Annotated in this window: 24 protein-coding genes; 2 read left to right on the top strand and 22 right to left on the bottom strand. The window is 72.4% G+C overall.

Going from position 1 to position 24,393, the window contains the following annotated elements; translation table 11 throughout:
* Nucleotides 1-184: 184 nt before the first annotated feature.
* From ACIPEQ_RS08205 to ACIPEQ_RS08130, 16 genes are all read right to left on the bottom strand, one after another.
* Nucleotides 185-1,054 carry an oxidoreductase gene (locus ACIPEQ_RS08205; RefSeq protein WP_402714790.1) on the bottom strand — a complete coding sequence of 290 codons (870 nt, stop codon included), beginning with the start codon at nt 1,052-1,054 and terminating at the stop codon, nt 185-187.
* Nucleotides 1,055-1,073: 19 nt separating this feature from the next.
* Nucleotides 1,074-1,613: a hypothetical protein gene (locus tag ACIPEQ_RS08200; RefSeq protein ID WP_250366628.1), complete on the bottom strand. Its 540-nt coding sequence runs from the start codon at nt 1,611-1,613 to the stop codon at nt 1,074-1,076.
* A gap of 407 nt (nt 1,614-2,020) precedes the next feature.
* Nucleotides 2,021-2,608, bottom strand: a complete 588-nt coding sequence (locus ACIPEQ_RS08195) for a hypothetical protein (RefSeq protein WP_402714789.1) — start codon at nt 2,606-2,608, stop codon at nt 2,021-2,023.
* Nucleotides 2,609-2,623: 15 nt separating this feature from the next.
* Nucleotides 2,624-4,147: a ribosome biogenesis GTPase Der gene (der, locus tag ACIPEQ_RS08190; RefSeq protein WP_126892306.1), complete on the bottom strand. Its 1,524-nt coding sequence runs from the start codon at nt 4,145-4,147 to the stop codon at nt 2,624-2,626.
* Nucleotides 4,148-4,269: 122 nt separating this feature from the next.
* The gene (gene cmk, locus ACIPEQ_RS08185) at nt 4,270-4,965 is read right to left on the bottom strand and encodes a (d)CMP kinase (protein ID WP_402714813.1); all 696 of its coding nucleotides are present in this window, start codon (nt 4,963-4,965) and stop codon (nt 4,270-4,272) included.
* A gap of 185 nt (nt 4,966-5,150) precedes the next feature.
* A complete protein-coding gene (locus ACIPEQ_RS08180) occupies nt 5,151-6,275 on the bottom strand; it encodes a prephenate dehydrogenase (RefSeq protein ID WP_402714788.1) in 1,125 nt (374 codons plus the stop codon).
* Between the two features lie 20 nt (nt 6,276-6,295).
* Nucleotides 6,296-7,051 (bottom strand): pseudouridine synthase, encoded by a 756-nt coding sequence (locus tag ACIPEQ_RS08175; protein WP_402714812.1) that lies wholly within the window; start codon nt 7,049-7,051, stop codon nt 6,296-6,298.
* Between the two features lie 1,321 nt (nt 7,052-8,372).
* The gene (gene scpB / locus ACIPEQ_RS08170; protein WP_233422397.1) at nt 8,373-8,909 is read right to left on the bottom strand and encodes an SMC-Scp complex subunit ScpB; all 537 of its coding nucleotides are present in this window, start codon (nt 8,907-8,909) and stop codon (nt 8,373-8,375) included.
* Between the two features lie 139 nt (nt 8,910-9,048).
* Nucleotides 9,049-9,903 (bottom strand): segregation and condensation protein A, encoded by an 855-nt coding sequence (locus ACIPEQ_RS08165; RefSeq protein ID WP_402714787.1) that lies wholly within the window; start codon nt 9,901-9,903, stop codon nt 9,049-9,051.
* Nucleotides 9,887-10,765, bottom strand: a complete 879-nt coding sequence (locus tag ACIPEQ_RS08160) for a ParA family protein (protein ID WP_126890319.1) — start codon at nt 10,763-10,765, stop codon at nt 9,887-9,889. Before ACIPEQ_RS08160 ends, ACIPEQ_RS08165 begins: the two co-directional genes overlap by 17 nt.
* 110 nt (nt 10,766-10,875) lie before the next feature.
* Entirely contained in the window at nt 10,876-11,709 is an 834-nt protein-coding gene (locus ACIPEQ_RS08155) for an SseB family protein (protein ID WP_402714786.1), read from the bottom strand.
* A gap of 5 nt (nt 11,710-11,714) precedes the next feature.
* The gene (priA, locus tag ACIPEQ_RS08150; protein WP_250366623.1) at nt 11,715-12,461 is read right to left on the bottom strand and encodes a bifunctional 1-(5-phosphoribosyl)-5-((5-phosphoribosylamino)methylideneamino)imidazole-4-carboxamide isomerase/phosphoribosylanthranilate isomerase PriA; all 747 of its coding nucleotides are present in this window, start codon (nt 12,459-12,461) and stop codon (nt 11,715-11,717) included.
* Nucleotides 12,462-12,636: 175 nt separating this feature from the next.
* The gene (gene hisH / locus ACIPEQ_RS08145; RefSeq protein WP_126890316.1) at nt 12,637-13,272 is read right to left on the bottom strand and encodes an imidazole glycerol phosphate synthase subunit HisH; all 636 of its coding nucleotides are present in this window, start codon (nt 13,270-13,272) and stop codon (nt 12,637-12,639) included.
* Entirely contained in the window at nt 13,269-13,871 is a 603-nt protein-coding gene (hisB, locus tag ACIPEQ_RS08140) for an imidazoleglycerol-phosphate dehydratase HisB (RefSeq protein ID WP_126890315.1), read from the bottom strand. The genes hisH and hisB overlap by 4 nt, the downstream gene beginning before the upstream one ends.
* On the bottom strand, nt 13,868-14,992 hold the full coding sequence (locus ACIPEQ_RS08135; RefSeq protein WP_402714785.1) for a histidinol-phosphate transaminase: 1,125 nt from the start codon (nt 14,990-14,992) through the stop codon (nt 13,868-13,870). The genes hisB and ACIPEQ_RS08135 overlap by 4 nt, the downstream gene beginning before the upstream one ends.
* A gap of 73 nt (nt 14,993-15,065) precedes the next feature.
* Nucleotides 15,066-15,440, bottom strand: coding sequence for a LysM peptidoglycan-binding domain-containing protein (locus ACIPEQ_RS08130; protein WP_209678040.1), 375 nt, complete (start codon nt 15,438-15,440; stop codon nt 15,066-15,068).
* A gap of 235 nt (nt 15,441-15,675) precedes the next feature.
* On the opposite strand from ACIPEQ_RS08130, the gene lexA reads away from it, so the two are divergent.
* Entirely contained in the window at nt 15,676-16,320 is a 645-nt protein-coding gene (lexA, locus tag ACIPEQ_RS08125; protein WP_402714784.1) for a transcriptional repressor LexA, read from the top strand.
* 171 nt (nt 16,321-16,491) lie between these two features.
* Here lexA and hflX read toward each other — a convergent pair whose 3' ends face one another.
* Nucleotides 16,492-18,030: a GTPase HflX gene (hflX, locus tag ACIPEQ_RS08120; RefSeq protein ID WP_209678038.1), complete on the bottom strand. Its 1,539-nt coding sequence runs from the start codon at nt 18,028-18,030 to the stop codon at nt 16,492-16,494.
* 61 nt (nt 18,031-18,091) lie between these two features.
* Here hflX and ACIPEQ_RS08115 point away from each other — a divergent pair, with 61 nt between their 5' ends.
* Nucleotides 18,092-18,706, top strand: coding sequence for a class I SAM-dependent methyltransferase (locus tag ACIPEQ_RS08115; protein ID WP_402714783.1), 615 nt, complete (start codon nt 18,092-18,094; stop codon nt 18,704-18,706).
* Between the two features lie 62 nt (nt 18,707-18,768).
* On the opposite strand, the gene dapF is transcribed toward ACIPEQ_RS08115, so the two are convergent.
* The 5 genes from dapF to recA form a co-directional block, all read right to left on the bottom strand.
* Complete coding sequence (dapF, locus tag ACIPEQ_RS08110) at nt 18,769-19,659, bottom strand: diaminopimelate epimerase (RefSeq protein ID WP_402714782.1); 891 nt, start codon at nt 19,657-19,659, stop codon at nt 18,769-18,771.
* A complete protein-coding gene (gene miaA / locus ACIPEQ_RS08105) occupies nt 19,656-20,633 on the bottom strand; it encodes a tRNA (adenosine(37)-N6)-dimethylallyltransferase MiaA (RefSeq protein ID WP_402714781.1) in 978 nt (325 codons plus the stop codon). Before miaA ends, dapF begins: the two co-directional genes overlap by 4 nt.
* Nucleotides 20,620-22,113, bottom strand: coding sequence for a tRNA (N6-isopentenyl adenosine(37)-C2)-methylthiotransferase MiaB (gene miaB, locus ACIPEQ_RS08100; protein WP_402714780.1), 1,494 nt, complete (start codon nt 22,111-22,113; stop codon nt 20,620-20,622). Before miaB ends, miaA begins: the two co-directional genes overlap by 14 nt.
* Nucleotides 22,114-22,208: 95 nt before the next feature.
* Nucleotides 22,209-23,288, bottom strand: coding sequence for a regulatory protein RecX (locus ACIPEQ_RS08095; RefSeq protein WP_402714779.1), 1,080 nt, complete (start codon nt 23,286-23,288; stop codon nt 22,209-22,211).
* On the bottom strand, nt 23,285-24,343 hold the full coding sequence (recA, locus tag ACIPEQ_RS08090) for a recombinase RecA (RefSeq protein WP_066653287.1): 1,059 nt from the start codon (nt 24,341-24,343) through the stop codon (nt 23,285-23,287). The genes ACIPEQ_RS08095 and recA overlap by 4 nt, the downstream gene beginning before the upstream one ends.
* Between the last annotated feature and the right edge of the window lie 50 nt (nt 24,344-24,393).

Raw genomic sequence — 24,393 nt, 5'->3', positions numbered from 1 at the left:
CGGCGGGGCCGCCCGGGTCCGGGGGCCGTCCCGTGGTGTCGCGTGCTCCCGCACAACCAGAAGCACGTCGCGCCGGGGATTCCCGTGGTGCGACGTGCTTCCGGTTGTGTGGACGACGGTGCGCGCCGGCGCTGGTGCCGGCCTTGCCCGCTTGGCCGAGCTCCGCAGGCCCGCGACGCTCGGGTCAGGCGGCGCCGATCGCGTCCAGCTCGCGGATCGCGTCGGCGGGCAGGGTGATGCCCGCGCCCTCGACGTTCTGCCGCAGGTGCTCGACGGACGACGTGCCGGGGATGAGCAGGATGTTGTCCGACCGCTGGAGCAGCCAAGCGAGGGCGACCGACAGCCGCGACTCCCCCAGCCGCTCCGCGACGGCGTCGAGCGCCTCGGACTGGATCGGCGAGAAGCCGCCGAGCGGGAAGTACGGCACGTAGGCGATGCCCTCGGCTGCGGTGAGGTCGACGAGGTCGTCATCGCCACGCTGCGCCACGTTGTACATGTTCTGCACGCAGACCACGGGCGCGATCGTCAGGGCCTCGACGAGCTGCGCGCCCGTCACCGTCGACAGTCCGAGGTGGCGGATCTTGCCCTGCTGGCGGAGTTCGGCGAGCGCCTCGAACTGCGGCGCGATGCTGCCCGGCTCCGGGGCGTCGAACCCGCCGACCCGGAGGTTGACGACGTCGAGCTGTTCGAGGCCGAGGCGGTCGAGGTTCGCGTGGACGTCCTCGACGAGCTGCTCGGGCTTCCGCGCCGTTGGCCACTGCCCCTTGTCGTTGCGGCGCGAGCCGACCTTGGTGACGATGTGCACCTGCTCCGGGTACGGGTGCAGGGCTTCACGGATGATCTCGTTCGTGACGTGCGGGCCGTAGAAGTCGGCGGTGTCGATGTGGGTGATGCCGAGGTCGACCGCCGTCCGCAGCACCCGGACGGCCTCGTCGCGGTCGGCTGGCGGGCCGAAGACGTGCGGGCCGGCGAGCTGCATCGCGCCGTAGCCGAGGCGGGTGACCTCGAGGTCACCGAGGTCGTAGGTTCCGCCGGGGAGGCTGTTCGTCGTCATGCTCCGACGATGCTCCCGTTCACTGCGGTGTGCCTGGCCCCCGTTGTCCCCTGGTCGCTCGGACCGGCTTCGGGAAGGTCGCTCGCATGTGGTCGCTCGTCAGCACGTCCCCGATGCCGATCATCAGCAGCGAGAACAGGATCTGCTCGATGACCATCCAGAACGGGTACAGCCCCGGGATCGCCGCGACGACGAGGGTCACGACCGGGAAGATCCGACTGAACAGCCGGAGCCGCTGGTACGCCCAGTAGTAGCCGAGTTGCGCCCGCCACGCGAACACGTAGAGCGTCAGCGTGATGAGGAGCACCACGGTCGCCCGGAACCAGACCGCCCACGCGACCGTCTCCCCCGCGCGGGTGAGCAGCACGGCGACGACGATCGCCGCCAGTCCGACCGCCGTCTCGGCGACGAGCAGCCATCGGATCCACCGGAAGGACCGGACCGTGTCCGGGTGGGCGAGCATGTCCTCGCGGATCACGTAGTCGGCCTGCCGACCACCGGCCAGGCGGTCCAGGTGCAGCCGACACCAGAGACGGTCGGCGAGGACGGGGAGCGACACATCTCCATGGTGCCGTATCCGGCGCCTCCCGGAAGGACGTCCGGGAGGCGCGTGCGGGTGATCGACGTCGATCGACGCCGGCCCTGCCCTGCCCTGCCCTGGACGGCGTCGACGCGTCGGGCGCTCCAATGGTCATACGATTCGAGCGTCTGCGGTCGAGTGGGGACCCCGGCGGCAGTTGCGAGTGTGGGCGGGTCAGTGCCCGCGACTCGGGCCACGGCCGCGGGCCCGGGCCAGGGGCCCACCCCGCGGCCGGGCCTGCGCCCGCCCGGATGGCCCCGGCTGCAGGCGGCGGACGTCGCCACCTTGGGACGGGAGCGGCAGGACGGCGGTGGGCCGCGCCTCCCGGCCGGGCCGGTACTCGGCGCGGAGTACCGCCGGCACCGTCCCCGGGCCCGAAGCCGAGGTCAGTCGGCGGGGACGAGCAGTGCGACGCCGAGCATCTGGTCGGTCTCGTCGTCGACCAGGGCAGCGGAGCGCGTGTCCGCCTGGAGCGCCGAGGCATCGGTGACGAGCGAGAAGCCACCCGACGCATCCCCGTCGACGGGGATCGTCGTGACGGAAGCGGCATGCGCGAGTGCGCCGACGTCGGGCGTCGCGTCCGGAGCGAGGACGAGACGGACCGCGCGGGTTCGGGGCGGGACGGCGAGTCCGTCGACCCGGACCGCCACGGTGGACTCGTCGGTGCGCTCGACCCGGATGCTCGCGGTGACCCCGCTGACCAGGGGCGTGACCGAGCCGGCCACCGGGAGGACGCGGTCGATCCAGTCCTCGACGCTCCGCGGGATCTCCTGTCGGACCGCAGCGCCGGGGATCGGAACGCCGAGGGCGTTCGACACCTCGATCGGGCCCGACGCGGACGGCCGGTCCGTGGGACGGCCGGTCCGCGACCCGTCGTCGCCCCCGCTGACGAGCCAGGCGGCGCCGAGCGCGCAGACGACGACGGCGAGCGCCAGCAGGACCCCGAGGGATCCGAACCGTGCTCGCCGTGCCACGTCGTCGACCGACCGTTACGTGCGCTTGCGGCGCTCGCGCACCCGCATGTTGACGTTGATCGGGGTGCCGTCGAAGCCCCACACCTCGCGCAGGCGACGCGTGATGAAGCGGCGGTACTGCGGGTCGAGGAACGCCGAGGTGAACAGCACGAACGTCGGCGGCTGGCTCGACGCCTGCGTCCCGAACAGGATGCGGGGCTGCTTGCCACCGCGGACCGGGTGCGGGTGCTCCTGCACGAGCTCGGCGATGAAGGCGTTGACCTTGCCGGTCGGGATGCGGGTGTCCCACGACTCGAGCGCGGTCTCGAGCGCCGGCACGAGCTTCTCGAGGTGACGGCCCGTCCGGGCGGAGATGTTGACGCGCGGGGCCCAGGCGACGTGCGCCAGGTCCTGCTCGATCTCGCGCTCGAGGTAGCGACGTCGATCGTCGTCGAGCAGGTCCCACTTGTTGTAGGCCAGGACGAGCGCCCGACCGGACTCGAGCACCAGGTCGATGATGCGGAGGTCCTGCGTCGAGATCGGCTCGGTCACGTCGAGCACGACGACGGCGACCTCGGCCTTCTCGAGCGCAGCGGTGGTGCGGAGCGATGCGTAGAAGTCCGCGCCCTGCTGCAGGTGCACGCGCTTCCGGATGCCGGCGGTGTCGACGAAGCGCCAGACGCGGCCGCCGAGCTCGATCTGCTCGTCCACCGGGTCGCGGGTGGTGCCCGCGAGGTCGTTGACGACGACGCGCTCCTCGCCCGCCGCCTTGTTGAGCAGCGAGCTCTTGCCGACGTTCGGGCGGCCGAGGATCGCGACGCGACGGGGTCCGCCGACCTCCTGCTTGGCGACGGCCGACGTGTCGGGCAGCGTCTTGATGATGAGGTCCATCAGGTCCGCGACGCCGCGGCCGTGCAGCGCGGAGACCGGGTGCGGCTCGCCGAGTCCGAGGTTCCACAGCTCGAAGGCGTCGAGGTCACGGCGGTCGTCGTCGGCCTTGTTCGCGACGACGATGACCGGTCGGTCGGTCCCGCGGAGCATCTTCACGACGTGCTCGTCGGTGGCGGTGATGCCGACCGTGACGTCGACGACGAAGAGCACGGCGTCGGCGAGGTCGACCGCGACCTCGGCCTGCGCGGCGACCGAGGCGTTGATGCCGCGGGCGTCGGGCTCCCACCCGCCGGTGTCGACGAGCGTGAAGCGCTTGTCGTTCCACTCGGCCTTGTAGCTCACGCGGTCGCGGGTGACGCCGGGCACGTCCTGCACGACGGCCTCGCGGCGGCCGATGATGCGGTTGACGAGCGCCGACTTGCCGACGTTCGGACGCCCGACGATCGCGAGCACCGGGTACGCGGGCAGGTAGTGGACGCCGTCCTCGCCGAGCTCCCCGGCGTCGAGGAGCGCGACGTCCTCGTCGTCGAGCTCGTACTCGTCGAGCCCGACGCGGAGCGCGTTCGCACGCTGCTCCGCCTCGGCGTCGTCGAGTCCGGCGAGCCGTTCGCCGAGCGCGTCGTCGTACTCCGGGAAGTCGTCGTTGTCGTGGCTGTCCTGCTGGGCCATGGTGGGTTTCCTCGTGTGCGACCGGAGCCGCGGTGTCGGTGGCCGGTGCCGGCCGGGCCGGTTCCCCGGCCGTGGTGACCGGGCGACCCGGTCGTGGTGACCGGACGGCGCCCGGTCGTGCGTCAGTGCGTGGCCGCTCGGGCCAGGTCGACGACCGCCTGGACGGTCTGGTCGAAGTCGAGGTCGGTGGAGTCGAGCGTCGTGACACCGTCTGCGGCGTTCATGAAGTCGACGACCTTCGCGTCCGCCGCGTCTCGACGGGCGAGTGCGGCAGAGGTCTCGGCGGCCGACTGCGTGGTGACCTCTGCCGAGCGCCGAGCCATCCTAACCGACTCGTCGGCGGTCAGCAGGATGCGGACCTCGGCGTCGGGTGCGACGACCGTGGTGATGTCGCGTCCCTCGGTGATGATGCCCTGCGCGTCGGCCTTCCGCATGACCTGCCGGAACAGCTGGACGAGCTTCTCGCGGACCTCGGGCAGCTTCGCGATGTGCGCGACCGCCGCGGTGACCTCGGGGGTGCGGATCGCCTCGGTCACGTCGGTGTCGCCGACGCGGACGAAGTAGTCGTCGGGGTCGGTGCCGATCGTGTAGTCGAAGGTGTCCCAGCTGGCGACGACCGCAGCGGCGTCGTCGAGGTCCACGCCCTGCTGCAGTGCGTGCCACGCCAGAGCCCGGTAGGCCGCGCCGGTGTCCTGGTACCCGAAGCCCAGGGCTCGGGCCGCTGCGCGCGAGACGCTGGACTTGCCACTGCCGGCGGGGCCGTCGACCGCGATGACGGTCTTCGCGACGAACGCGCCCTGCGGCAGGCCGGACGGCACCGGGGCACTCGTCGAGCCGGGTTCCCCGCCGGGGACACCCAGGCCACCGGCAGGTCCGCCGAGCGCACCGCCGTCGGCGCCACCGGCCGCACCGTCGCCCGGGGTGGGGGTGGGCAGACCGGAGTCGGGCCCCTCGGCGCCCCCGGTGACGCCGGAGTCGTTCGGCGTGACGTGCGTGTCGTCGTTCAGGCCCATGCTGCTGCGATCCTCCATCCGCGCCCCTCGAGTTCCTCGACGAGTCGCTGTTCCTGCTCGGGGACGACCGACACCTCGACGATGCCGATCGGTGCGCCCGGTGAGTGCTCGAGGCGCATGTCCTCGAGGTTGATGCCGATCTCCCCGATGAACTGCAGGAGCGCGGCAATCTGCCCCGGGGTGTCGTCGACGAGGACGACCACCTGGGCGAAGCGCTTGGTCGTGCCGTGCTTGCCGGGCAGCCGCTCGACCCCGCGGTTGCCGGCGGCGATGGTCTCGGCGATCGTCCGCGGCGACCCCTGGCCGTCGGGGTCGTCGAGTGCGTGGAGGACCCGGTCGAGGTCGTCGCGCAGGTCGGACAGCACCGGCCGGATGTTCGCGGCGTTCGCCCCGATGATCTGTACCCAGAGACCCGGGTCGCTGGCGGCGATGCGTGTCACGTCACGGACACCCCCGCCCGCCAGGTCGAGCGACCCGTCGGGGGCCTCCTGCAGCCGCGCGGCCATCAGGGTCGACACCAGCTGCGGCGCGTGCGACACGTACGCGACGGCGAGGTCGTGCGACTGCGGCTCCATCGGGACGACGGTCGCACCGACGTCGAGCGCGAGGTCCTCGACGACGGCGGCACGCTGGTAAGAGATCGCGTCGTGACCGGCGATCACCCACGGGCGGCCGACGAACAGGTCGGCGCGTGCCGCAGTCGGTCCGCTGCGCTCACGACCGGCCATCGGGTGCGAGCCGATGTACCGGCTGACGTCGGCGCCCGACGCCAGCAGTCGTTCGAGCGGTCCGGTCTTCACGCTCGCCACGTCGGTGACGACCGCGTGCGGGTGGGCCGCGAGCTCGCGCTCGACGACCGTCGCCACCACGTCCGGCGGGACCGCCACCACGACGAGTTCCGGCTCGTCACCCTCGGCCGGGCGCCGGCCAGCGCCGTAGTCGACGGCGAGCGCCAGCGCCGCGGGCGAGACGTCGTCGAGCACGACGTCGACGCCCTTCTCGCGGAGGGCGAGCCCGATCGACGCCCCGAGCAACCCGGCACCGACGACCCGCACGGGTCCGCGCAGCCGCCGGTCGATGTCCGGTTCGGCGAGCGGGGCGGGGGCGTCGGTCACGGGCTCCAGCCTACCGAGCGTCAGTCGGCAGTCTCCTCGTCGGTGTCGCCCTGTGCCGGAGCCTTCGCCTCACGGGCGATGCGCAGGAGCCCACCGAGCTCGACGGTGGAGAGCTCCCGCACCCTGCCGATCGGCAGCGATCCGAGCTGCAGCGGCCCGAACGAGCGACGCACGAGCTCGATCACCGGGTGGTCGACCGCGTCGAGCATACGTCGCACGATCCGGTTGCGCCCCGAGTGCAGGGTGATCTCGACCAGGGACTCACCGCGGGCGGACTCCAGCAGACGCACCTTGTCGGCGGCGATCGGACCGTCCTCGAGCTCCACGCCCTCGAGCAGCCGCTGCACCGTCGCCGGGTTCACGTTGCCCGCGACCTTGGCGATGTAGGTCTTCGTCACGCCGAACGATGGGTGGGCCAGCACGTGGGCCAGGTCGCCGTCGTTCGTCAGCAGGAGCAGCCCCGACGTCTCGGCGTCGAGCCGACCGACGTTGAACAGGCGTTCCTCGTACCGGTCGACGAACTCCGACAGGTCGCGTCGACCGCGTTCGTCCTGCAGGCTCGACACGATCCCGACGGGCTTGTTGAGCAGCACGTACCGCCGTGAGCTGTCGACCTGCACCGGCACGCCGTCCACGGCGATCTGGTCGGTCTCGGGGTCGACGCGGCGTCCGAGGGCCTCGACGACCTCGCCGTTCACCGTGACGCGCCCCTCGACGATCAGGTTCTCCGCGACCCGTCGGGACGCCACGCCCGCAGCGGCGATCACCTTCTGCAGCCGCTCACCGTCGGCCTGGAGGCTCGGCGCACCCCCGGCACGCGACCCCGCCTCGTCCGCGTCCCAGTCCGGGATGATGGGCCGCTCGGGCGTGCCCTCGACGGGGATGCCGTGGTCGTCACGCGCGCCCTCCGGCCGCGGCGTCGTCCCGCGCTCGGTGCCGCTCGGGATGCGCCCCCGGCCGCCCGTGCCCGGCCGGTCGCCGTTGCGTGCGGTGGTCGTGCCGCCGACGTAGCGGCGGCCGTTGTGCCAGACGGTGCTCGGTCGGCCGTCGGGGGCGCGGCGGTCCTCGCGTGCGGGGTCACGGCGGTCGTCGCGCCGATCGGCGCCGCGGTCCGGTCGGCGACCGGCGTCACGACGGTCTGCGCCGCGCCGGTCGTCGTCACGCCCGCGGTACCCACCGCGCTCGCTGCCGGAACGGTCGTCACGGCCGCGGTAGCCGCCGGAGCGCTCGCCACCGGACCGGTCATCGCGCCCGCGGTACCCGCCACGCTCGCCACCGGACCGGTCGTCACGCCCGCGGTAGCCGCCGAAGCGCTCGCCACCGGGACGTTCGTCACGGCCGCGGTACCCACCGGAGCGGTCGTCCTCGCGACGGACGAACCCGCCGCGGTCGTTGCTGCGCTGGTCCGCGTCGCGGCTCACGAACCGGCCGCGGTCACCACCGGGTCGTTCGTCCCGCCCGCGGTACCCGCCACGGTCACCGGATCGGTCGTCACGACCGCGGTACCCGCCCTGGTCCGAGCCGCCGCGGTAGCCACCACGGTCGCCACCGGACCGGTCGTCACGCCCGCGGTACCCACCGCGTTCGCCACCGGCGCGGTCGTCGCGCCCCCGGTAGCCGCCCTGGTCCGAGCCGCCGCGGTAGCCACCGCGCTCGCCACCGCGCTCGCCAGCGGCACGGTCGTCACGCCCCCGGTAGCCGCCCTGGTCTGAGCCGCCGCTGTACCCACCGCGGTCGCCACCGGACCGGTCGTCACGCCCGCGGTACCCACCGCGGTCGCCACCGGACCGGTCGTCCCGCCCCCGGTACCCGCCCTGGTCCGAGCGGTCCGAGCCGCCGCGGTACCCGCCACGGTCACCACCGGCGCGGTCGTCACGCCCGCGGTACCCACCGCGGTCGCCGCCACCTGCCGGGCGTTCCTCGCGTCCGCGGTAGCCGCCGCGGTCGTCGCCCGACCGGCCACCGGCGCGGCCGGAGCCGGCGTCGCGATCGCGCCCCGCGCCTCCGGGCCGACCGGAGCCGGACCGGTCGGAGCCGCGACCGTACCCGCCGGAGCGTCCGTCGGATCCCCCTCGGGACCCACCTCGTCGTTCGTCCTCAAACGCGGCCATCGGGGATCCCTTCGTTGTGCCCGAAACCGTCCGCGCCGTCCTCCAGGAGAGGCGAGATCAGCGGCAGTTCGTCGAGCGAGTTGATGCCGAGCTGCTGGAGCAGCAGGTCGGACGTGACGTAGTTGATCGCGCCGGTCTCGGCGTCGGTGAACGACTCCTCGATGAGGCCGCGCGCGACGAGCGTCCGGACGACGCCGTCGACGTTCACCGCCCGGATCGAGGCGATCTGTGAGCGGGTGATCGGCTGCTTGTAGGCGACCACCGCGAGGGTCTCGAGCGCGGCCTGCGACAGCCGGGCCGGACGCTCCGCCTCGACGAACTGCTCGACGACGTCGTCGAGCTCGCGCCGCACGTAGAACCGCCAGCCGCCACCGACCTCGCGGAGCTCGAAGCCACGGCGGACCGTGCCGTCGACGCCGTCGAAGTCGGCCACGAGTCGCTCGATCGCCTGACGCACGGCGGGCACGGGCGCACCCACCGCGGCGCCGAGCGAGACGAGCGACTGCGGCTCGTCGGCGATCATCAGGATCGCCTCGAGCTGCCGGTCGACGGGCAGGTCCGGGCGGGCGGTGTGCTGGTCGTGCAGCTCCAGCTCGACCGCGCGGGCGTCGGCGACCTCGTCCGCTCCCCCGGGTTCGGCGCTCGACGCGGCGGCGCGTACGTCATCCGTCATAGTCGGCTCCCAGGTTCGCGAGGCTCTCGTCGGACCAGTCCTCGGCGGTCCAGCGGAGTGTCAGCTCCCCCAGCGGTTCGAACTGCTCGAACGAGATCGACGCGTTCCGGTACAGCTCCAGGATCGCCAGGAAGCGAGCCACAACGATACCCGTCTCCGCGACGCCGGCGACCAGCTCGCGGAACGACACGTCCTCGTCGGCCCGGGTGCGGAGGATCGAGACGACGATCGCGGCCTGCTCCCGGATGCTCACGAGGGGGGCGTGCAGGTGGTCCAGACCCACGGTCGGGATCTCCCGCGGCGCGAAGGCCAGCGTCGCGATCGCGGCGAAGTCCTGCACCGAGAGGGTCCAGACGAGCTCAGGGGTGCGGGCGCGGAACCGTTCCTCGAGCCGGACCCGGCGGACGTGCCGGCGGGACTCCTGCTGCCACTGCTCCCCGAACCACTCCGCGGCCTGCTTGAACGCCCGGTACTGCAGGAGGCGCGCGAAGAGCAGGTCGCGGGCCTCGAGCAGCGCCACGTCCTCGGCGTCGACGAGCTCGCCCTGCGGGAGGAGTCCGGCGATCTTCAGGTCGAGCAGGGTGGCGGCGACGACGAGGAACTCGCTGGCCTCGTCGAGCTCGTCGGCGGACTCGGCCTGTCGCACGTACTGGATGAACTCCCCCGTGACCGCGCCGAGCGACACCTCGGTGATGTCGAGCTCGTGCTTGGTGATGAGCGAGAGCAGCAGGTCGAACGGGCCGTCGAAGTTCCGCAGCCGGACCCGGAACCCGGGCGCGGTCGCGGTGCCCGCCGGCGTCGTCGTGTCAGCCGACGTCGGTGCCGGGTCAGGCGACGGCGCCACGCTCGACGAGCTCCCTGGCGAGCGCGCGGTAGGCGTGCGCCGCGGCGTGCTCCGGCGCCGTCTGCGTGATGGGCCGCGCAGACACCGTCGCGTCCGGGAACTTCACCGTCCGGCTGATCACCGTGTCGAGCACGTTGTCGTCGAACGTCTCCACGACGCGCTCCATGACCTCGCGCGAGTGCAGTGTGCGCGAGTCGTACATCGTCGCCAGGATGCCGTCGAGCCGCAGTGCCGGGTTCAGCCGGTCCCGCACCTTGTCGATCGTCTCGATCAGCAGCGCCACACCGCGCAGCGCGAAGAACTCGCACTCGAGCGGGATGAGCACGCCGTGCGCCGCCGTCAGGGCGTTGACCGTGAGCAGGCCGAGGGAGGGCTGGCAGTCCACCAGGATGAGGTCGTAGTCGTTCGAGACCTTGCGCAGGACGCTCGCCAGGATCTGCTCGCGGGCGACCTCGTTGACGAGGTGGACCTCGGCGGCGGACAGGTCGATGTTCGCCGGGATGACGTCGAGCAGCGGCACGTTCGTCTGGCGGATGACCTCGCGCGGGTCCTTCACGGAACCCATCAGCAGGTCGTAGACGGTGGGGACGTCGTGGGTGCGGACCCCGAGCCCGGCGGACAGGGCACCCTGCGGGTCGAAGTCGACCGCGAGGACCTTGCGACCGTACTCGGCGAGCGCGGCGCCGAGGTTGATCGACGTCGTGGTCTTGCCGACGCCGCCCTTCTGGTTGCAGAGCGCGATGATGCGAGCCGGGCCGTGGCCGTCGAGCGGCGCGGGCTCCGGGAACTGCCGGACGGGCCGACCGGTGGGGCCGACCGGGGTCTGCGCGGTGCCGGGGGTGGTCGTCGGGTTCGTGCTCACCCGGTCATCGTACCGGCGTGGCGCCGGCGGCCCCGGTCGCACCGCCGCGCGGACCGCAGCGGACGGGACGGGGCTGCACCGCGCCTCCCGGCCGCCCGGTCGGTCGTGCGTCAGGCTGGCCGCAGCGCGACGCGCATGCTGTCCACCCGGTCCGCGATGACGGCGTCCGCCGTCCACCGCTGCTGCAGCCGTCCGACGAGCGCCTGGACCGCGGCCTGGTCGAGCCCCGGGTGCAGCGCCAGCCCGACCGTCAGCTCCGCACCGGCGAAGCGCCCGAGCGGATCGCCCGGCGACAGCTCGACGCGTGCCACGGCGGGCTCCTCGACGACCGACGCGGCGAACGCCTGCCCGACCTCGGCGTCCTCGAAGCACGGGGTCCACGGCAGGTCCTGCCCGATCGCCCACACCGCCGGGCGACGGAGCACGAACTCGGTCGGCGCGGTCGGGTCGAGCACGACGAGCTGCGTCTCCTCGCTCGCCGCGGCCATCGCGACGCGACGCGAGTCCGCCGGCACCGGTCGGGCGGTGGCGTCCCACGACCGCATCGCCTCGGCCGAGGTGAAGGCGGGCATCACACTGCGCCCGTCCGGACCGGCGACCGTGACGATCGACAGCTCCTGGGTCTTGTCGACGAGCTTTCCCTCGGCGGTGTGCCCGACGTCACCGGCCTCGGCGACGAGCGGGATGAGCAGCCGTGCGCCGCGCAGGGCCTCGACGACCGCGCGCTGCGACCCGCCCTGCTGCAGGGCCGAGATCGCCGCGACGAGCGCCGGGTCCGCCAGGCCGTCGTCGTCGGCGTAGGCGTCGTCGTGGGCGTCGAACGTCCGTCCGGCCCACGGGTTGCCCGCCGAGTCCGCGGCGCCGCCCGGAGTGTGGGCGTCGTCGTGCGCGCCCGGCTCCGGAGCCTCGGGCCCGGTGCCGCGGCCGTTCGAGATGCCCGCCACGCCGACTACTCGGACGCGATGTCGAGCGCGGCCGGCAGCGTGAACGCGCCGGAGTACAGGGCCTTGCCGATGATCGCGCCCTCGAGGCCGTGCGGCACGAGCTCGCGCAGCGCACGGAGGTCGTCGAGCGTCGAGATCCCCCCGGAGGCCACCACGGGCTGGTCGGTGCGGTCGCAGACCTCGCGGAGCAGATCGACGTTCGGTCCCTGCAGGGTGCCGTCCTTCGTCACGTCGGTCACGACGTAGCGGGCGCACCCGGCGGCCTCGAGCCGGTCGAGCACCTCCCAGAGGTCACCGGCGTCCTCGGTCCAGCCGCGGCTCGCCAGGGTCGTGCCGCGCACGTCGAGGCCGACCGCGATCTGCTCGCCGTACTCGCCGATCACGCGCGCCGCCCACTCGGGCTGCTCGAGCGCGGCGGTCCCGAGGTTCACGCGGGCCGCGCCGGTGGCGAGCGCCGCCTCGAGTGACGCGTCGTCGCGGATGCCGCCGGAGAGCTCGACGGAGACGCCCTCGACCTCGCGGATCGCCTTCGCGATCACCGCACGGTTGTCCCCCCGCCCGAACGCTGCGTCCAGGTCGACGAGGTGGATCCACTCCGCACCCTGGTCGCGCCAGGTGCGCGCCGCGGCGACGGGATCGCCGTACGAGGTCTCGCTGCCGGCCTCACCCTGGGTGAGGCGGACGGCCTGGCCGTCGACGACGTCGACGGCGGGCAGCAGGACGAGGGGCGGGGTCGCGGTGAGGTCGGTCATGGTCCTGTCGGTTCTCGGTGGGGTGTGGTGCGGCCGTCCCGGTGGTCGGGCCGAGCGCTGCGGCCGTTCCGGTGGTCGTTGCGGTGGTCGTTGCGGTGGTCGTTGCGGTGGTCGTTGCGGCCGGGAGGCGCGGCTCGCGTCCGTCGGGCGAGCGTGCGCCCGGTGGACGGCCGGTTCAGAGCGAGTCGACCCAGTTGCGGAGCAGCCGGATACCCGGCTCCCCCGACTTCTCCGGGTGGAACTGCGTGGCCGTCAGCGGACCGTTCTCGACCGCGGCGACGAACCGCTGCCCGTGCTCGGCCCAGGTCAGGCGCGGCGCCCGGAACGGACCGTAGGCGTCGAGCGGGAAGTCCGTCACGCCGTACGAGTGGACGAAGTAGAACCGCTCGTCGTGCAGGCCGTCGAAGAGCACGGAGTCCGCGGGGGCCTCGACCGTGTTCCAGCCCATGTGCGGCAGGACCTCGGCCTGGATCTCCTCGACCGTGCCCGGCCACTGGCCGAGCCCCTCGACGTCGGCGCCGCGCTCGACGCCCCGGGCGAACATGACCTGCATGCCGACGCAGATGCCGAGCACCGGTCGACCGCCGGCCAGGCGGTGGTCGACGATCTCGCCGCCGCGCACACCCTCGAGCTGGTCGACGACGGCGGCGAAGGCGCCGACGCCCGGCACGAGCAGCCCGTCCGCTCGGAGCGCGGCCTGCTTGTCGGCGGTCAGCGTGACCTCGGCACCGGCGCGCTCGAGTGCCTTCGCCGCGGAGTGGACGTTGCCCGATCCGTAGTCGAGGACGACGACGTTCGGCTTCGCGGTCACAGCTTCCCCTTCGTGGACGGGATGCCGTCGACCCGGGGGTCGAGCTCGACGGCGCGGCGCATCGCACGGGCGAAGGCCTTGAACTCGGCCTCGGCGATGTGGTGCGGGTCACGGCCACCGAGCACGCGGACGTGCACGGTGATGCCGGCGTTGAACGTGATCGCCTCGAACACGTGCCGGACCATCGAGCCGGTGAAGTGCCCGCCGATGCGGTGGAACGCGAAGCCCTCGGGCTCGCCGGAGTGCACGAGGTACGGACGACCGGAGACGTCCACCACGGCCTGCGCCAGGGCTTCGTCGAGCGGCACGAGCGCATCGCCGTAGCGACCGATGCCGGCGCGGTCGCCGAGGGCTTGCTTCAGCGCCTGACCGAGCACGATGCCGGTGTCCTCGACGGTGTGGTGCACGTCGATGTCGGTGTCGCCCGTCGAGCGCACCCGCAGGTCGATGAGCGAGTGCTTGCTGAAGGCCGTCAACATGTGGTCGAAGAAGGGCACGCTCGTCGAGACGTCGGACGAGCCGGTGCCGTCCAGGTCGAGCGAGAGCTCGATGCTCGACTCGCTCGTGCTCCGGCTGATCGAGGCGGTGCGGGCGGTCATGCCTCAACCCTAACCGGCGGCTGGTCGGCGGCCACGCGGCGCATGGCGTCGAGGAACGCGGTGGTCTCCTCCTCGGTCCCCGCGCTCACCCGCAGGTGGTTCGGGATCCCCAGGTCGCGGACGATGACGTCCTGGTCGAGCAGGGCCTCGAACGCGGCGTTCGGATCGGCCACCCCGCCGAACAGCACGAAGTTGGACCACGTCTCGTAGGTGCGGTACCCCATCGCCTGCAGTTCCGTGACCATTCGGTCGCGCTGCTGCTTGATGTCGTCGACCATCGCGAGCATCGCCGGAGCGTGCCGCAGCGCGGCGACCGACGCCGCCTGGGTCAGTGCCGACAGGTGGTACGGCAGGCGCACCAGGCGCAGGGCGTCGACCACGGCGGGATCGGCGGCGAGGTAGCCGACGCGAGCCCCGGCGAAGGCGAAGGCCTTGCTCATCGTTCGCGAGACCACGAGCCGCGGACGGCCGGGCAGCAGCGTGATCGCGCTCGGGGCATCGGCGGGCATGAACTCGGCGTAGGCCTCGTCCACCATCACGATGCCGTCGGTGGCGTCGTACGCCGCGCGGATCGTCTCGATGTCGAGCGGGGTTCCGGTCGGGTTGTTCGGCCCGCACAGGAACACGATGTCCGGCCGGTGCTCGGCGATCGCCGCGACGACGGTCTCCGGCGAGATGCGGAACTCGTCGTCGCGCTGCGCGGGGATCCAGCGTGTGCCGGTACCGGATGCGAGGATCGAGTGCATCGAGTAGGTGGGCGGGAACCCGAGCACCGAGCGGCCCGGGCCACCGAAGGCCTGGAGCAGCTGCTGCAGGACCTCGTTCGACCCGTTCGCCGCCCAGAGGTTCGCAGGGGTGAGCTGCTGATCAGCGGGGAGACCGCCGTTCAGGTAGCCGGCGAGGGACTCGCGGAGCTCGGTGAACTCACGGTCGGGGTAGCGGTTCACGGTCGTCAGGGCCTGCCGGATCGAGGCGACGATATCCTCGGCGACGTCCTCGGGCACGGGATGCGTGTTCTCGTTGACGTTGAGCTGCACGCGCACGTGCTTCTGCGGAGCGCCGTACGGGCTCTGCCCGCGGAGGTCGTCACGGATCGGAAGGTCTTCGAGCGTGGTGTCCACCGATCCATCGTAGGCCGCGGCCACCGAGCGCCGACCGGCCGTCCGGACGGTGGTCAGGCGAGCGCCGATCCGGTCAGTCGCCCGCGGTGTACTTGGCCGGGATCGCGATCTGCTCGCCGGCCTGGAGCGTCGAGCCGTCGAGCGCGTTGAGGCTCACGACGTCCTGCACGAAGTCGCGCGGGTCGGCCTGGGGTGCGGTCTCCTCCGCCAGCTGCCACAGGGTCTCACCCGGCTGGACCGTGACGGTCTCGAAGTGCACGGGGGCTCCGGCGCGGGACGAGTCACCGGCCGAGGCCTGTCCACCGTTCAGCACGGAGAGGGCGACGACCAGGAAGACCGGGAGGGCCGCGACGGTCGTCAGGACGATGCGGCCGCGACGCGTGATGCGCAGGCGCGTACGGACGGCGGGCGTCGCGGTGCGCTGGTCAGCGATGGCGATGGTGCTCATGTCGTTCTTGCCTTCCCGTTCGGAGGAACCGAAGTCGTGTACCGAACATAGTTTCGAATGCTACCCCGCACAAGTCCCAGGAAGGGTTTTGTGGAGGATTTCTTGCCGACACGCTCGAACAGGTGTTTGTCCGGCCCGATGCGGTCGGATACTGTTTCGATCGACTGGGACGAGTCAAGCGGGGACCACCGACATTCCTGCCCGACCGCCCGGCACCGACGAAGGGCGAGACGACGTGGCGGACGAACTGCGGGTCCAGAAGCCGTTGACGGCGAAGCAGCAGGCGATCCTCGACGCGATCCGTGCGTCGATCGCCAGCCGGGGCTACCCGCCGAGCATGCGGGAGATCGGAGACGCCGCCGGCCTCTCCTCGCTCTCGAGCGTCTCCCACCAGCTCGGCCAGCTCGAGCTCGGCGGCTGGATCCGGCGTGACCCGAACCGCCCCCGCGCGCTCGAGGTACTCGTCGACGAGCCGACCCCCGACGTCGACACCCCGGACGTCGACGCCACGACCCTCGTCCCCCTCGTCGGACGCATCGCCGCCGGTGTCCCGATCACGGCCGAGCAGCACGTCGACGAGATCGTCCCGCTCCCCCGACAGCTGGTCGGCACCGGTGACCTCTTCATGCTCAAGGTCGTCGGAGAGTCGATGATCGACGCGGCGATCTGCGACGGTGACTGGGTGGTCGTCCGCTCGCAGCAGACCGCGGACAACGGGGACATCGTCGCCGCGATGCTCGACGAGGAGGCGACCGTCAAGGTCTTCCGTCAGCGCGACGGCCACACGTGGTTGCTTCCGCGCAACTCCGCCTTCGAGCCGATCCTCGGCGACGCGGCCACCGTGCTCGGCAAGGTCGTCGCGGTGCTCCGCTCCGTCTGACGCATCGGCAGCAGCACAACGGGAAGCAGCCCGCGCCACGGAAGTCCGTGGCGCGGGCTGCTTGCTGTCGTGCGCGAGCCGACCCGGCGTCGGGACGCGGCCGACGACGGACGGGAGGCGCGGTGCCAGCCGGCGCCGCGCCTCCCGTCCGTCCCGGTGGGGGTCCGGGGACTAGGCGGTCGCGACCGGCGCGACCACGTACGGGTCGAGCTCCGCGACCTGGCGCTGGAAGACGCGCACCCGCAGGCGGGTGCCGTCCTCGACGTAGTCGGTCGTCTCGACCGCGCCGGCGTCGTGCAGCGACGACACCAGGTCGCCGCGGTCGTACGGGATCACCACGGTGAGCTCGACGTCCGGCTCGGGCAGTCGGGCCTCGATCGCGGCGAGGAGCTCCGGGACCCCCTCGCCCGTCCGGGCGGACACGAACACCGCGTCCGGGACGAGTCCGACCAGGACGAGGCGCTGTGCCTCGTCGATCAGGTCCGCCTTGTTGAACGCGACGACCTCGGGGATGTCGCGTGCACCGACGTCGCCCATCACGTCGCGGACCGTCGCGAGCTGCGCCGCCGGGTCGGGGTGGGACCCGTCCACCACGTGCACGATGACGTCGGCCTCGCCGACCTCCTCGAGGGTGGAGCGGAACGCCTCGACCAGCTGGTGCGGCAGGTTCCGCACGAAGCCGACCGTGTCGACGAACGTGAACTCCCGGCCGGCGCTGCTCTCGGTGCGGCGGACGGTGGCGTCGAGGGTCGCGAACAGCTGGTTCTGCACCAGGACGCCCGCGCTCGTCAGGCGGTTCAGCAGCGAGGACTTGCCGGCGTTCGTGTACCCGGCGATGGCGACGCTGGGCACCTCGTTGCGGTGTCGGTCGGCGCGCTTGGCCTCGCGGGCAGGGCGGAAGCCGGCGATCTGCCGCCGGAGCTTCGACATCCGCGTGTTGATGCGACGACGGTCGAGCTCGATCTTGGTCTCACCGGGTCCGCGCGAGCCCATGCCGGCACCACCGGAGACCTGACCACCGGCCTGGCGGGACATCGACTCACCCCAACCACGCAGACGCGGCAGCAGGTACTGCAGCTGCGCGAGCTCGACCTGGGCCTTGCCCTCGCGGGTGGTGGCGTGCTGGCTGAAGATGTCGAGGATCACCGCGGTGCGGTCGATCACCTTCACCTTCACGACGTCCTCGAGCGCACGGCGCTGCGAGGGCGCGAGCTCGGTGTCCGCGACGACCGTGTCGGCGCCGGTCGCCTTGACGACCATCGCGAGCTCCTCGGCCTTGCCCTTGCCGAGGTAGGTCGCCGGGTCCGGGGTGGGTCGGCGCTGCAGGAGTCCGTCGAGGACCACCGCACCCGCGGTCTCGGCCAGGGCGGCGAGCTCGCGCAGGGAGTTCTCGGCATCCTGGGCGTCACCCTGTGGGTACACGCCGATCAGGACGACCCGCTCGAGCCGGAGCTGCCGGTACTCGACCTCGGTGACGTCCTCGAGCTCGGTGGAGAGGCCGGTGACGCGGCGCAGGGCGGCGCGGTCCTCGCGCTCGTACTGGTCGCCGTCGCCGGACCAGCCGTGCTCGTCGACCGATCGTGTCTGGATGGCCTGGGCCGGAGCGAAGATCGCCGACGTGGCCCGGGTCTCGGCATTGCGGAGGACGCGCTCCACGACACCCTCGGCGCTGTCGTCGGATCGTCCGTCGTTCATGGTGGTTTCCGTCATCTTCTCCACAGGGTACCGCCGCCACGCCCGGGACACACGGGCTCCCGGGTACGGTTCTTCCATGGCGAACGAGCACTACTTCTCCGCGAACCCGTCGTCGGAGATCCGTGAGCGCCAGGTGCACGTCACGCTCGCCGGGCGACCGCTCACGCTGTCCACGGCGGCCGGGGTCTTCAGCCCGGACGGCGTCGACCGCGGCACGAGGGTGCTGCTCGGCTCGGTGCCGCCCCCCGCGTCCGAGGGCGCGCTGCTCGACGTCGGCTGCGGGTGGGGGCCGATCGCCATCACGATGGCGCTCGGGTCACCGGAGGCACAGGTGTGGGGTGTGGACGTCAACGAGCGCGTCCTCGACCTGGCGCGACGCAACGCCACCGCTGCCGGGCTGTCGAACGTCACGGTCGGGCTGCCCGACGACGTCCCCGCGGACCTGCGCTTCCGGACGATCTGGTCGAACCCGCCGATCCGTGTGGGCAAGGACGAACTGCACGCGATCCTGTTGACCTGGCTGCCCCGGCTCGAGGTCGGTGGGGACGCCTGGCTGGTGGTGTCGAAGGACCTCGGCGGGGACTCCCTGCAGCGGTGGCTCGGCGGCGCACTCGGCGACGGCTTCCAGGTCGCACGGGCGTCGACGGACAAGGGGTTCCGCGTGATCCGGGTGCACCGTACCGCCGAGTAGGGCGGCGCACTGAGCGTCTGCGCGGTTGCACGGCTGCGCGACTGCGCGACTGCGCGACTGCGTCAGACCGTCAGGTCTCCCGAGAACACGAGTTCCGCCGGCCCCGCCAGGGCGACGTGCTCGCCGTCCTCGGCCGCGAACATCCGGACCGTGACGACCCCGCCCGGCACCCGCACCCGCCAGGTGTCCGGCGCCGAAGGTCCCGCCCAGTACCGCGTCGCGAGCGCCGCAGCGACCGCACCGGTGCCGCAGGACAGCGTCTCGCCGCTCCCCCGCTCGTGCACGCGCATGGTGATCTCCCCCACGCCGTCCTTGACGAGCGGGTCACCCGGCAGCACGAACTCGACGTTCGCGCCCGCCGCCGGAGCCGGGTCGAGCACGGGGACGTACGTCAGGTCGACCTCGGCGAGCTCGTCCTCCGTCGCCACGGCCACGACGACGTGCGGGTTGCCGACGTCGATGCCGAGTCCGGGTCGTGCGCCGTCGAGCTCCTTCGCCCGCACGGTCACGTCGTTCGCTCCGCCACCCTCGATGCCGAGCCCCCAGCGCCCGAGGTCCGCCGAGAAGCCGTTCGTGGTGCGCTGCAGGTCGACGAGCCCCTTGCGGCTCCCGACCGTGAGCGTCTCACCCGGAGCGAGGTCGACGAGTCCGGACTCGGTCAGGTACCGGGCGAACACGCGGATGCCGTTCCCGCACATCTCCGCGACCGAGCCGTCGGCGTTGTGGTAGTCCATGAACCACGTCGCGGCCGGCTCGACGGCGACCAGGGCGCGGCCCTCGGGGATCGCGTCCGAGCGCACGGCCCGGATGACCCCGTCGGCCCCGACACCGAAGCGTCGGTCGGCGATGGCGCGGATGCGCTCGGGGGTCAGGTCGACCGTGGCGTCCGGGTCGGCGAACAGGACGAAGTCGTTGCCCGTCCCCTGGCCCTTCGTGAAGTGCAGCTCGGTCACGGCACGATCCTACGGGCCACCGCCTGCAGCCCCGCGACGTCGGCGCCGCTGATGTCGACGACCTCGGCGTCGTACCGCTTGAACCAGGACACCTGCCGCCTGGCGTACTTGCGCGTCGCGACCGCCGTCGCCTCGACCGCCTCGGCCGTCGTGGCGCGACCGTGCAGCACGTCGAGCGCCTGCGAGTACCCGATCGCGGCGCGCGCGGTGCGACCGTCCTCGAGGCCGTCCTCCCGGAGCGCCTCCACCTCGTCGACGAGCCCGTCGCGGAACATGCGCTCGGCGCGCGCGTGCAGCGACGCGACGAGTCCGCTCCGCTCGCGGTGCAGGTGCAGCACCCGAGCGGGTCGCCATGCGCGGGGCGCGGACGGGAGGCGCGGGGTCACGACCTCGGACCGGCTCGCGATCTCCACGGCTCGGATCAGACGCCGAGGGTTGCGAGCGTCGACGTCGGCCGCCGCGACCGGGTCCAGTGCGCGCAGGCGCGCGAGGAGCGCGTTCGGTCCGTGCTCGGCGTGTTCGCGCTCGAGCTCGGCGCGGAGCTCCGGATCGGTGCCGGGGAACGCGAGGTCGAACAGGACGGCGGACACGTAGAGCCCGCTGCCCCCGACGAGCACCGCGGTGCCGCCGTCCGCCGTGATGCGCTCGACGTCCGCGCGTGCGTCGCGCTGGTACGCCGCGACGCTCGCCTCGTCGGTGACCGCGAGGACGTCGAGCTGGTGGTGCGGGATGCCCCGCCGGTCCTCGAGCGGGAGCTTCGCGGTCCCGATGTCCATGCCACGGTAGAGCTGCATGGCGTCGGCGTTCACGACCTCGGCGGGCCGGCCACTCGACCGCAGCTGTTCGGCGAGGGCCAGCGCGACCTCGGACTTGCCGGTGCCGGTCGCACCGACGACCGCGATGAGGTCAGGGGTCCCCTCCTGACTCCGTCCGCCCGCCGTGGCCGTGGTGGCCGCCGCGTCAGCGTCCGACACGGAGGCTCGGCAGGCCCAGCGAGACCGGTCGCGGCCCCGCGCCCGGAGCGGACGGGGTCGGCACGCCGCAGCTCTCGGCCTGTGCCCGGTCCCAGGCGTCGCCGGCACGGGTCCGGCGGATGCGCAGCGGTGCCTCGTCGTCGGCGATGAGGAAGTGCGGCGCGGCCCGCGTGACCTCGACGGTCACGACGTCGCCGGGACGCGGGACCTCGGACCCGTCCGGCACGGCGAAGTGCACGAGGCGCGAGTCCTCGGCGCGGCCGGACAGACGGTGGGTGGTCTCGTCCTTCTTGCCCTCGCCCGTGGCGACGAGGACCTCGACGCTCCGACCCACCTGCTTCGCGTGCTCCTCGGCCGTGATGCGGTCCTGCAGCGCGATGAGCCGGTCGTATCGCTCCTGCACGACCTCCTTCGGCAGCTGGTCGGGCATCGTCGCCGCGGGTGTGCCCGGCCGGATCGAGTACTGGAACGTGAAGGCCGAGGCGAACCGCGACTGCTCGACCACGCGCAGGGTGTCCTCGAAGTCCTCGTCGGTCTCGCCGGGGAACCCCACGATGATGTCGGTCGAGATCGCGGCGTGCGGGATCTTCGCCCGCACACGGTCGAGGATGCCCAGGAACCGCTCGCTCCGGTAGCTCCGCCGCATCGCCTTGAGGACGCGGTCCGACCCGGACTGCAGCGGCATGTGCAGCTGCGGCATCACGTTCGGCGTCTCGGCCATCGCGTCGATGACGTCGTCGGTGAAGGCGGCCGGGTGCGGGCTCGTGAACCGCACTCGCTCGAGTCCGTCGATCTGCCCGGCTGCGCGGAGCAGCTTGCCGAACGCCTGACGGTCGCCGAACTCGACGCCGTAGGAGTTGACGTTCTGCCCGAGGAGCGTGACCTCGATCGCGCCGTCGTCGACCAGCGCCTGGATCTCGGCGAGCACGTCGCCCGGGCGGCGGTCCTTCTCCTTGCCGCGGAGGGACGGGACGATGCAGAACGTGCACGTGTTGTTGCACCCGACGGAGATCGACACCCAGCCGCTGTGCGTCGAGTCGCGCTTGGTCGGCAGCGTCGACGGGAACACGTCGAGCGCCTCGAGGATCTCGATCTGCGCCTCGTCGTTGTGCCGCGCCCGCTCGAGCAGGGTCGGCAGCGACCCCATGTTGTGCGTCCCGAAGACGACGTCGACCCACGGCGCCTTCTCGAGGATGACGTCCTTGTCCTTCTGCGCCAGGCACCCACCGACCGCGATCTGCATGCCGGGGTGCTCGCGCTTGATGCCGGCGAGCTGCCCGAGGTTGCCGTAGAGCCGGTTGTCCGCGTTCTCGCGCACGGCGCAGGTGTTGATGACGACCACGTCCGCCTGACCGTCGTCCGCCGCGACGTACCCGGCGGCCTGCAACGACCCGCTCAGGCGCTCCGAGTCGTGCACGTTCATCTGGCACCCGTGGGTGCGGACCTCGTAGGTTCTGGGGCGGGCTTCGACGGTGGCCATGATCCCCCCAGTGTAGGTCGACCTCAGGCCCGTCGAGGCGGCCCGTACCGGACACGGATCGGCATGGCGGACCTGACCGCGCGAGCCCGGTGCCGCTACTCGAAGCGGACGGTACCGCCGCCCGACGGTGAGCGGCGCGGCGGGCCGTCGAGTGCCCGCTCCACGGCGACGCGGACGACTCCCGCGCCGTAGCCCTTCCGCATCAGGAACCCGCTGAGCCGCCGTTCCGCGGTGGCACGGTCGAGACCACGGAGCTGGCGTGCGCGCTTCTCGGCGAGCTCGTTCGCCCGCACGAACTCGTCGTCCGCGTCGTCCGCCGCTGCGTCGAGCGCCGCGTCGATCGCTGCCTGGTCGATCCCGCGTCGGCGCAGCTCGGCGACGACGCCCTGACGCCCGAGGCCCTTGCGCTCGTGCAGTCGGTCGACCAGGTCGGTCGCGAGGGCCACGTCGTCGAGCAGGCCCACCCGCACCAGGCGCGCGACCTCGTGCTCGACCACGTCGCCGTCGAGGTCCTGCTTCGTCAGCAGCTGACGCATCTCCGACTCGCTGACCCCCTTGCGACCGAGCGCCCGCATGCTGACGCGCTCGGCGTCGGCGCGCTGCTCGTCGAGGGGTCGCGGGGCGTCGGCCGGGTCGATCTCGTCGCCGCTCGCGATGGCGAACACGGATGCGGTCGCAGCGTCCGCGGTGTCGTCGTCGTACCCGTGCTGCTCGGCACGTGCACTCCGGCCCGAACCGTCGCCGACCACCGGGGACACCCACTCGGCCTCGGGCTGCTGCCCGCGGAAGGGGATCGCCGACGGCACGGTCGCACCGTCCTCGTCGCGAGCGTCCGTCGCTGCCTCGGCCACGTTCCCGTCATCGCCGTCGCCGTCGGCGTCGGCGTCGGTGTCGGCGTCGCCCGACCGCACGCGGCTGAGCACGGGTGCGAACCGCCGCTCGTCGTCGCCGAGCAGCATCGAGTCGGGTGCCCAGTCGTCGTCGGACGACCGATGGACGTCCCTCGCGCCTGCGTGCTCCGTGGTCGGGTGCGATCCGACCGGCTCCGGATCGACCGGCTCCAGGTCGACCGGCTCCAGGTCGACCGGGGCCGTGCGGCGACCACGACGGGACCGCGCCCCGAACAGGTCGGTGACCGGAGCGAGGCCCTCGTCGTGGTCGTCTGCGCCGGTCACGCGCCCTTGCGCTCCGCCAGCTTCGGCGCGATCGACTCGACCGGAGCATCGGCCTTGGCGCCACCCACGCCGAGCTTCGCGAGGATCTTGCCCTCGATCTCGGCGGCGATGTCCGCGTTCTGGATCAGGAAGGACCGCGAGTTCTCCTTGCCCTGCCCGAGCTGGTCGCCGTCGTAGGTGTACCAGGCACCCGACTTCTTCACGATGCCGTGGTCGACACCGAAGTCGAGCAGCGAGCCCTCACGCGAGATGCCCGTACCGTACAGGATGTCGAACTCGGCCTGCTTGAAGGGCGGAGCCATCTTGTTCTTGACGACCTTGACGCGGGTGCGGTTGCCGACGGCGTCGGTCCCGCTCTTCAGCGTCTCGATGCGGCGGATGTCGAGGCGGACCGACGCGTAGAACTTGAGCGCCTTACCACCGGCGGTCGTCTCCGGGCTTCCGAAGAACACGCCGATCTTCTCGCGCAGCTGGTTGATGAAGATCATCGTGGTCTGCGTCTGGTTCAGTCCACCGGCGAGCTTGCGCAGGGCCTGGGACATGAGGCGGGCCTGGAGACCCACGTGCGAGTCACCCATCTCGCCCTCGATCTCGGCGCGGGGCACCAGGGCGGCGACCGAGTCGACGACGATCAGGTCGATCGAGCCCGACCGGACGAGCATGTCGGCGATCTCGAGCGCCTGCTCACCGGTGTCGGGCTGCGAGACGAGCAGGGCGTCGATGTCGACACCGAGCTTCTTCGCGTACTCGGGGTCGAGCGCGTGCTCCGCGTCGATGAAGGCCGCGATGCCACCGGCGCGCTGGGCGTTGGCGATGGCGTGCAGCGTCAGGGTCGTCTTACCCGACGACTCCGGGCCGTAGATCTCGATGATGCGGCCGCGCGGGAGGCCACCGATGCCGAGCGCGACGTCGAGTGCGACGGACCCGGTCGGGATGGTGGCGACCGGTGCGCGCTCGTCCGAGCCGAGACGCATGACCGTCCCCTTGCCGAACTGCCGGTCGATCTGGGCGAGTGCGGTCTCGAGGGCCTTCTCGCGGTCTGCGGGTGATGGCATGGGGTGCTCCTTCGTGCTCGGTGTCGGCCGCCTGTAGGCTGTCGCGTCCA

Origin of the sequence: Curtobacterium sp. NPDC087080, assembly GCF_044745105.1 — a bacterium.
Taxonomy (GTDB): domain Bacteria; phylum Actinomycetota; class Actinomycetes; order Actinomycetales; family Microbacteriaceae; genus Curtobacterium.
This window is presented reverse-complemented; position numbering and strand designations above follow the sequence as displayed.

Coding starts and splice junctions, on each gene's coding strand:
- ACIPEQ_RS08205 (WP_402714790.1), bottom strand. CDS start 1,054: ATGACGACGAACAGCCTCCCCGGCGGAACCTACGACCTCGGTGACCTC.
- der (WP_126892306.1), bottom strand. CDS start 4,147: ATGGCCCAGCAGGACAGCCACGACAACGACGACTTCCCGGAGTACGAC.
- scpB (WP_233422397.1), bottom strand. CDS start 8,909: ATGATCGCCGACGAGCCGCAGTCGCTCGTCTCGCTCGGCGCCGCGGTG.
- priA (WP_250366623.1), bottom strand. CDS start 12,461: ATGACCGACCTCACCGCGACCCCGCCCCTCGTCCTGCTGCCCGCCGTC.
- hisB (WP_126890315.1), bottom strand. CDS start 13,871: ATGACCGCCCGCACCGCCTCGATCAGCCGGAGCACGAGCGAGTCGAGC.
- ACIPEQ_RS08130 (WP_209678040.1), bottom strand. CDS start 15,440: ATGAGCACCATCGCCATCGCTGACCAGCGCACCGCGACGCCCGCCGTC.
- hflX (WP_209678038.1), bottom strand. CDS start 18,030: ATGACGGAAACCACCATGAACGACGGACGATCCGACGACAGCGCCGAG.
- ACIPEQ_RS08115 (WP_402714783.1), top strand. CDS start 18,092: ATGGCGAACGAGCACTACTTCTCCGCGAACCCGTCGTCGGAGATCCGT.
- miaB (WP_402714780.1), bottom strand. CDS start 22,113: ATGGCCACCGTCGAAGCCCGCCCCAGAACCTACGAGGTCCGCACCCAC.
- recA (WP_066653287.1), bottom strand. CDS start 24,343: ATGCCATCACCCGCAGACCGCGAGAAGGCCCTCGAGACCGCACTCGCC.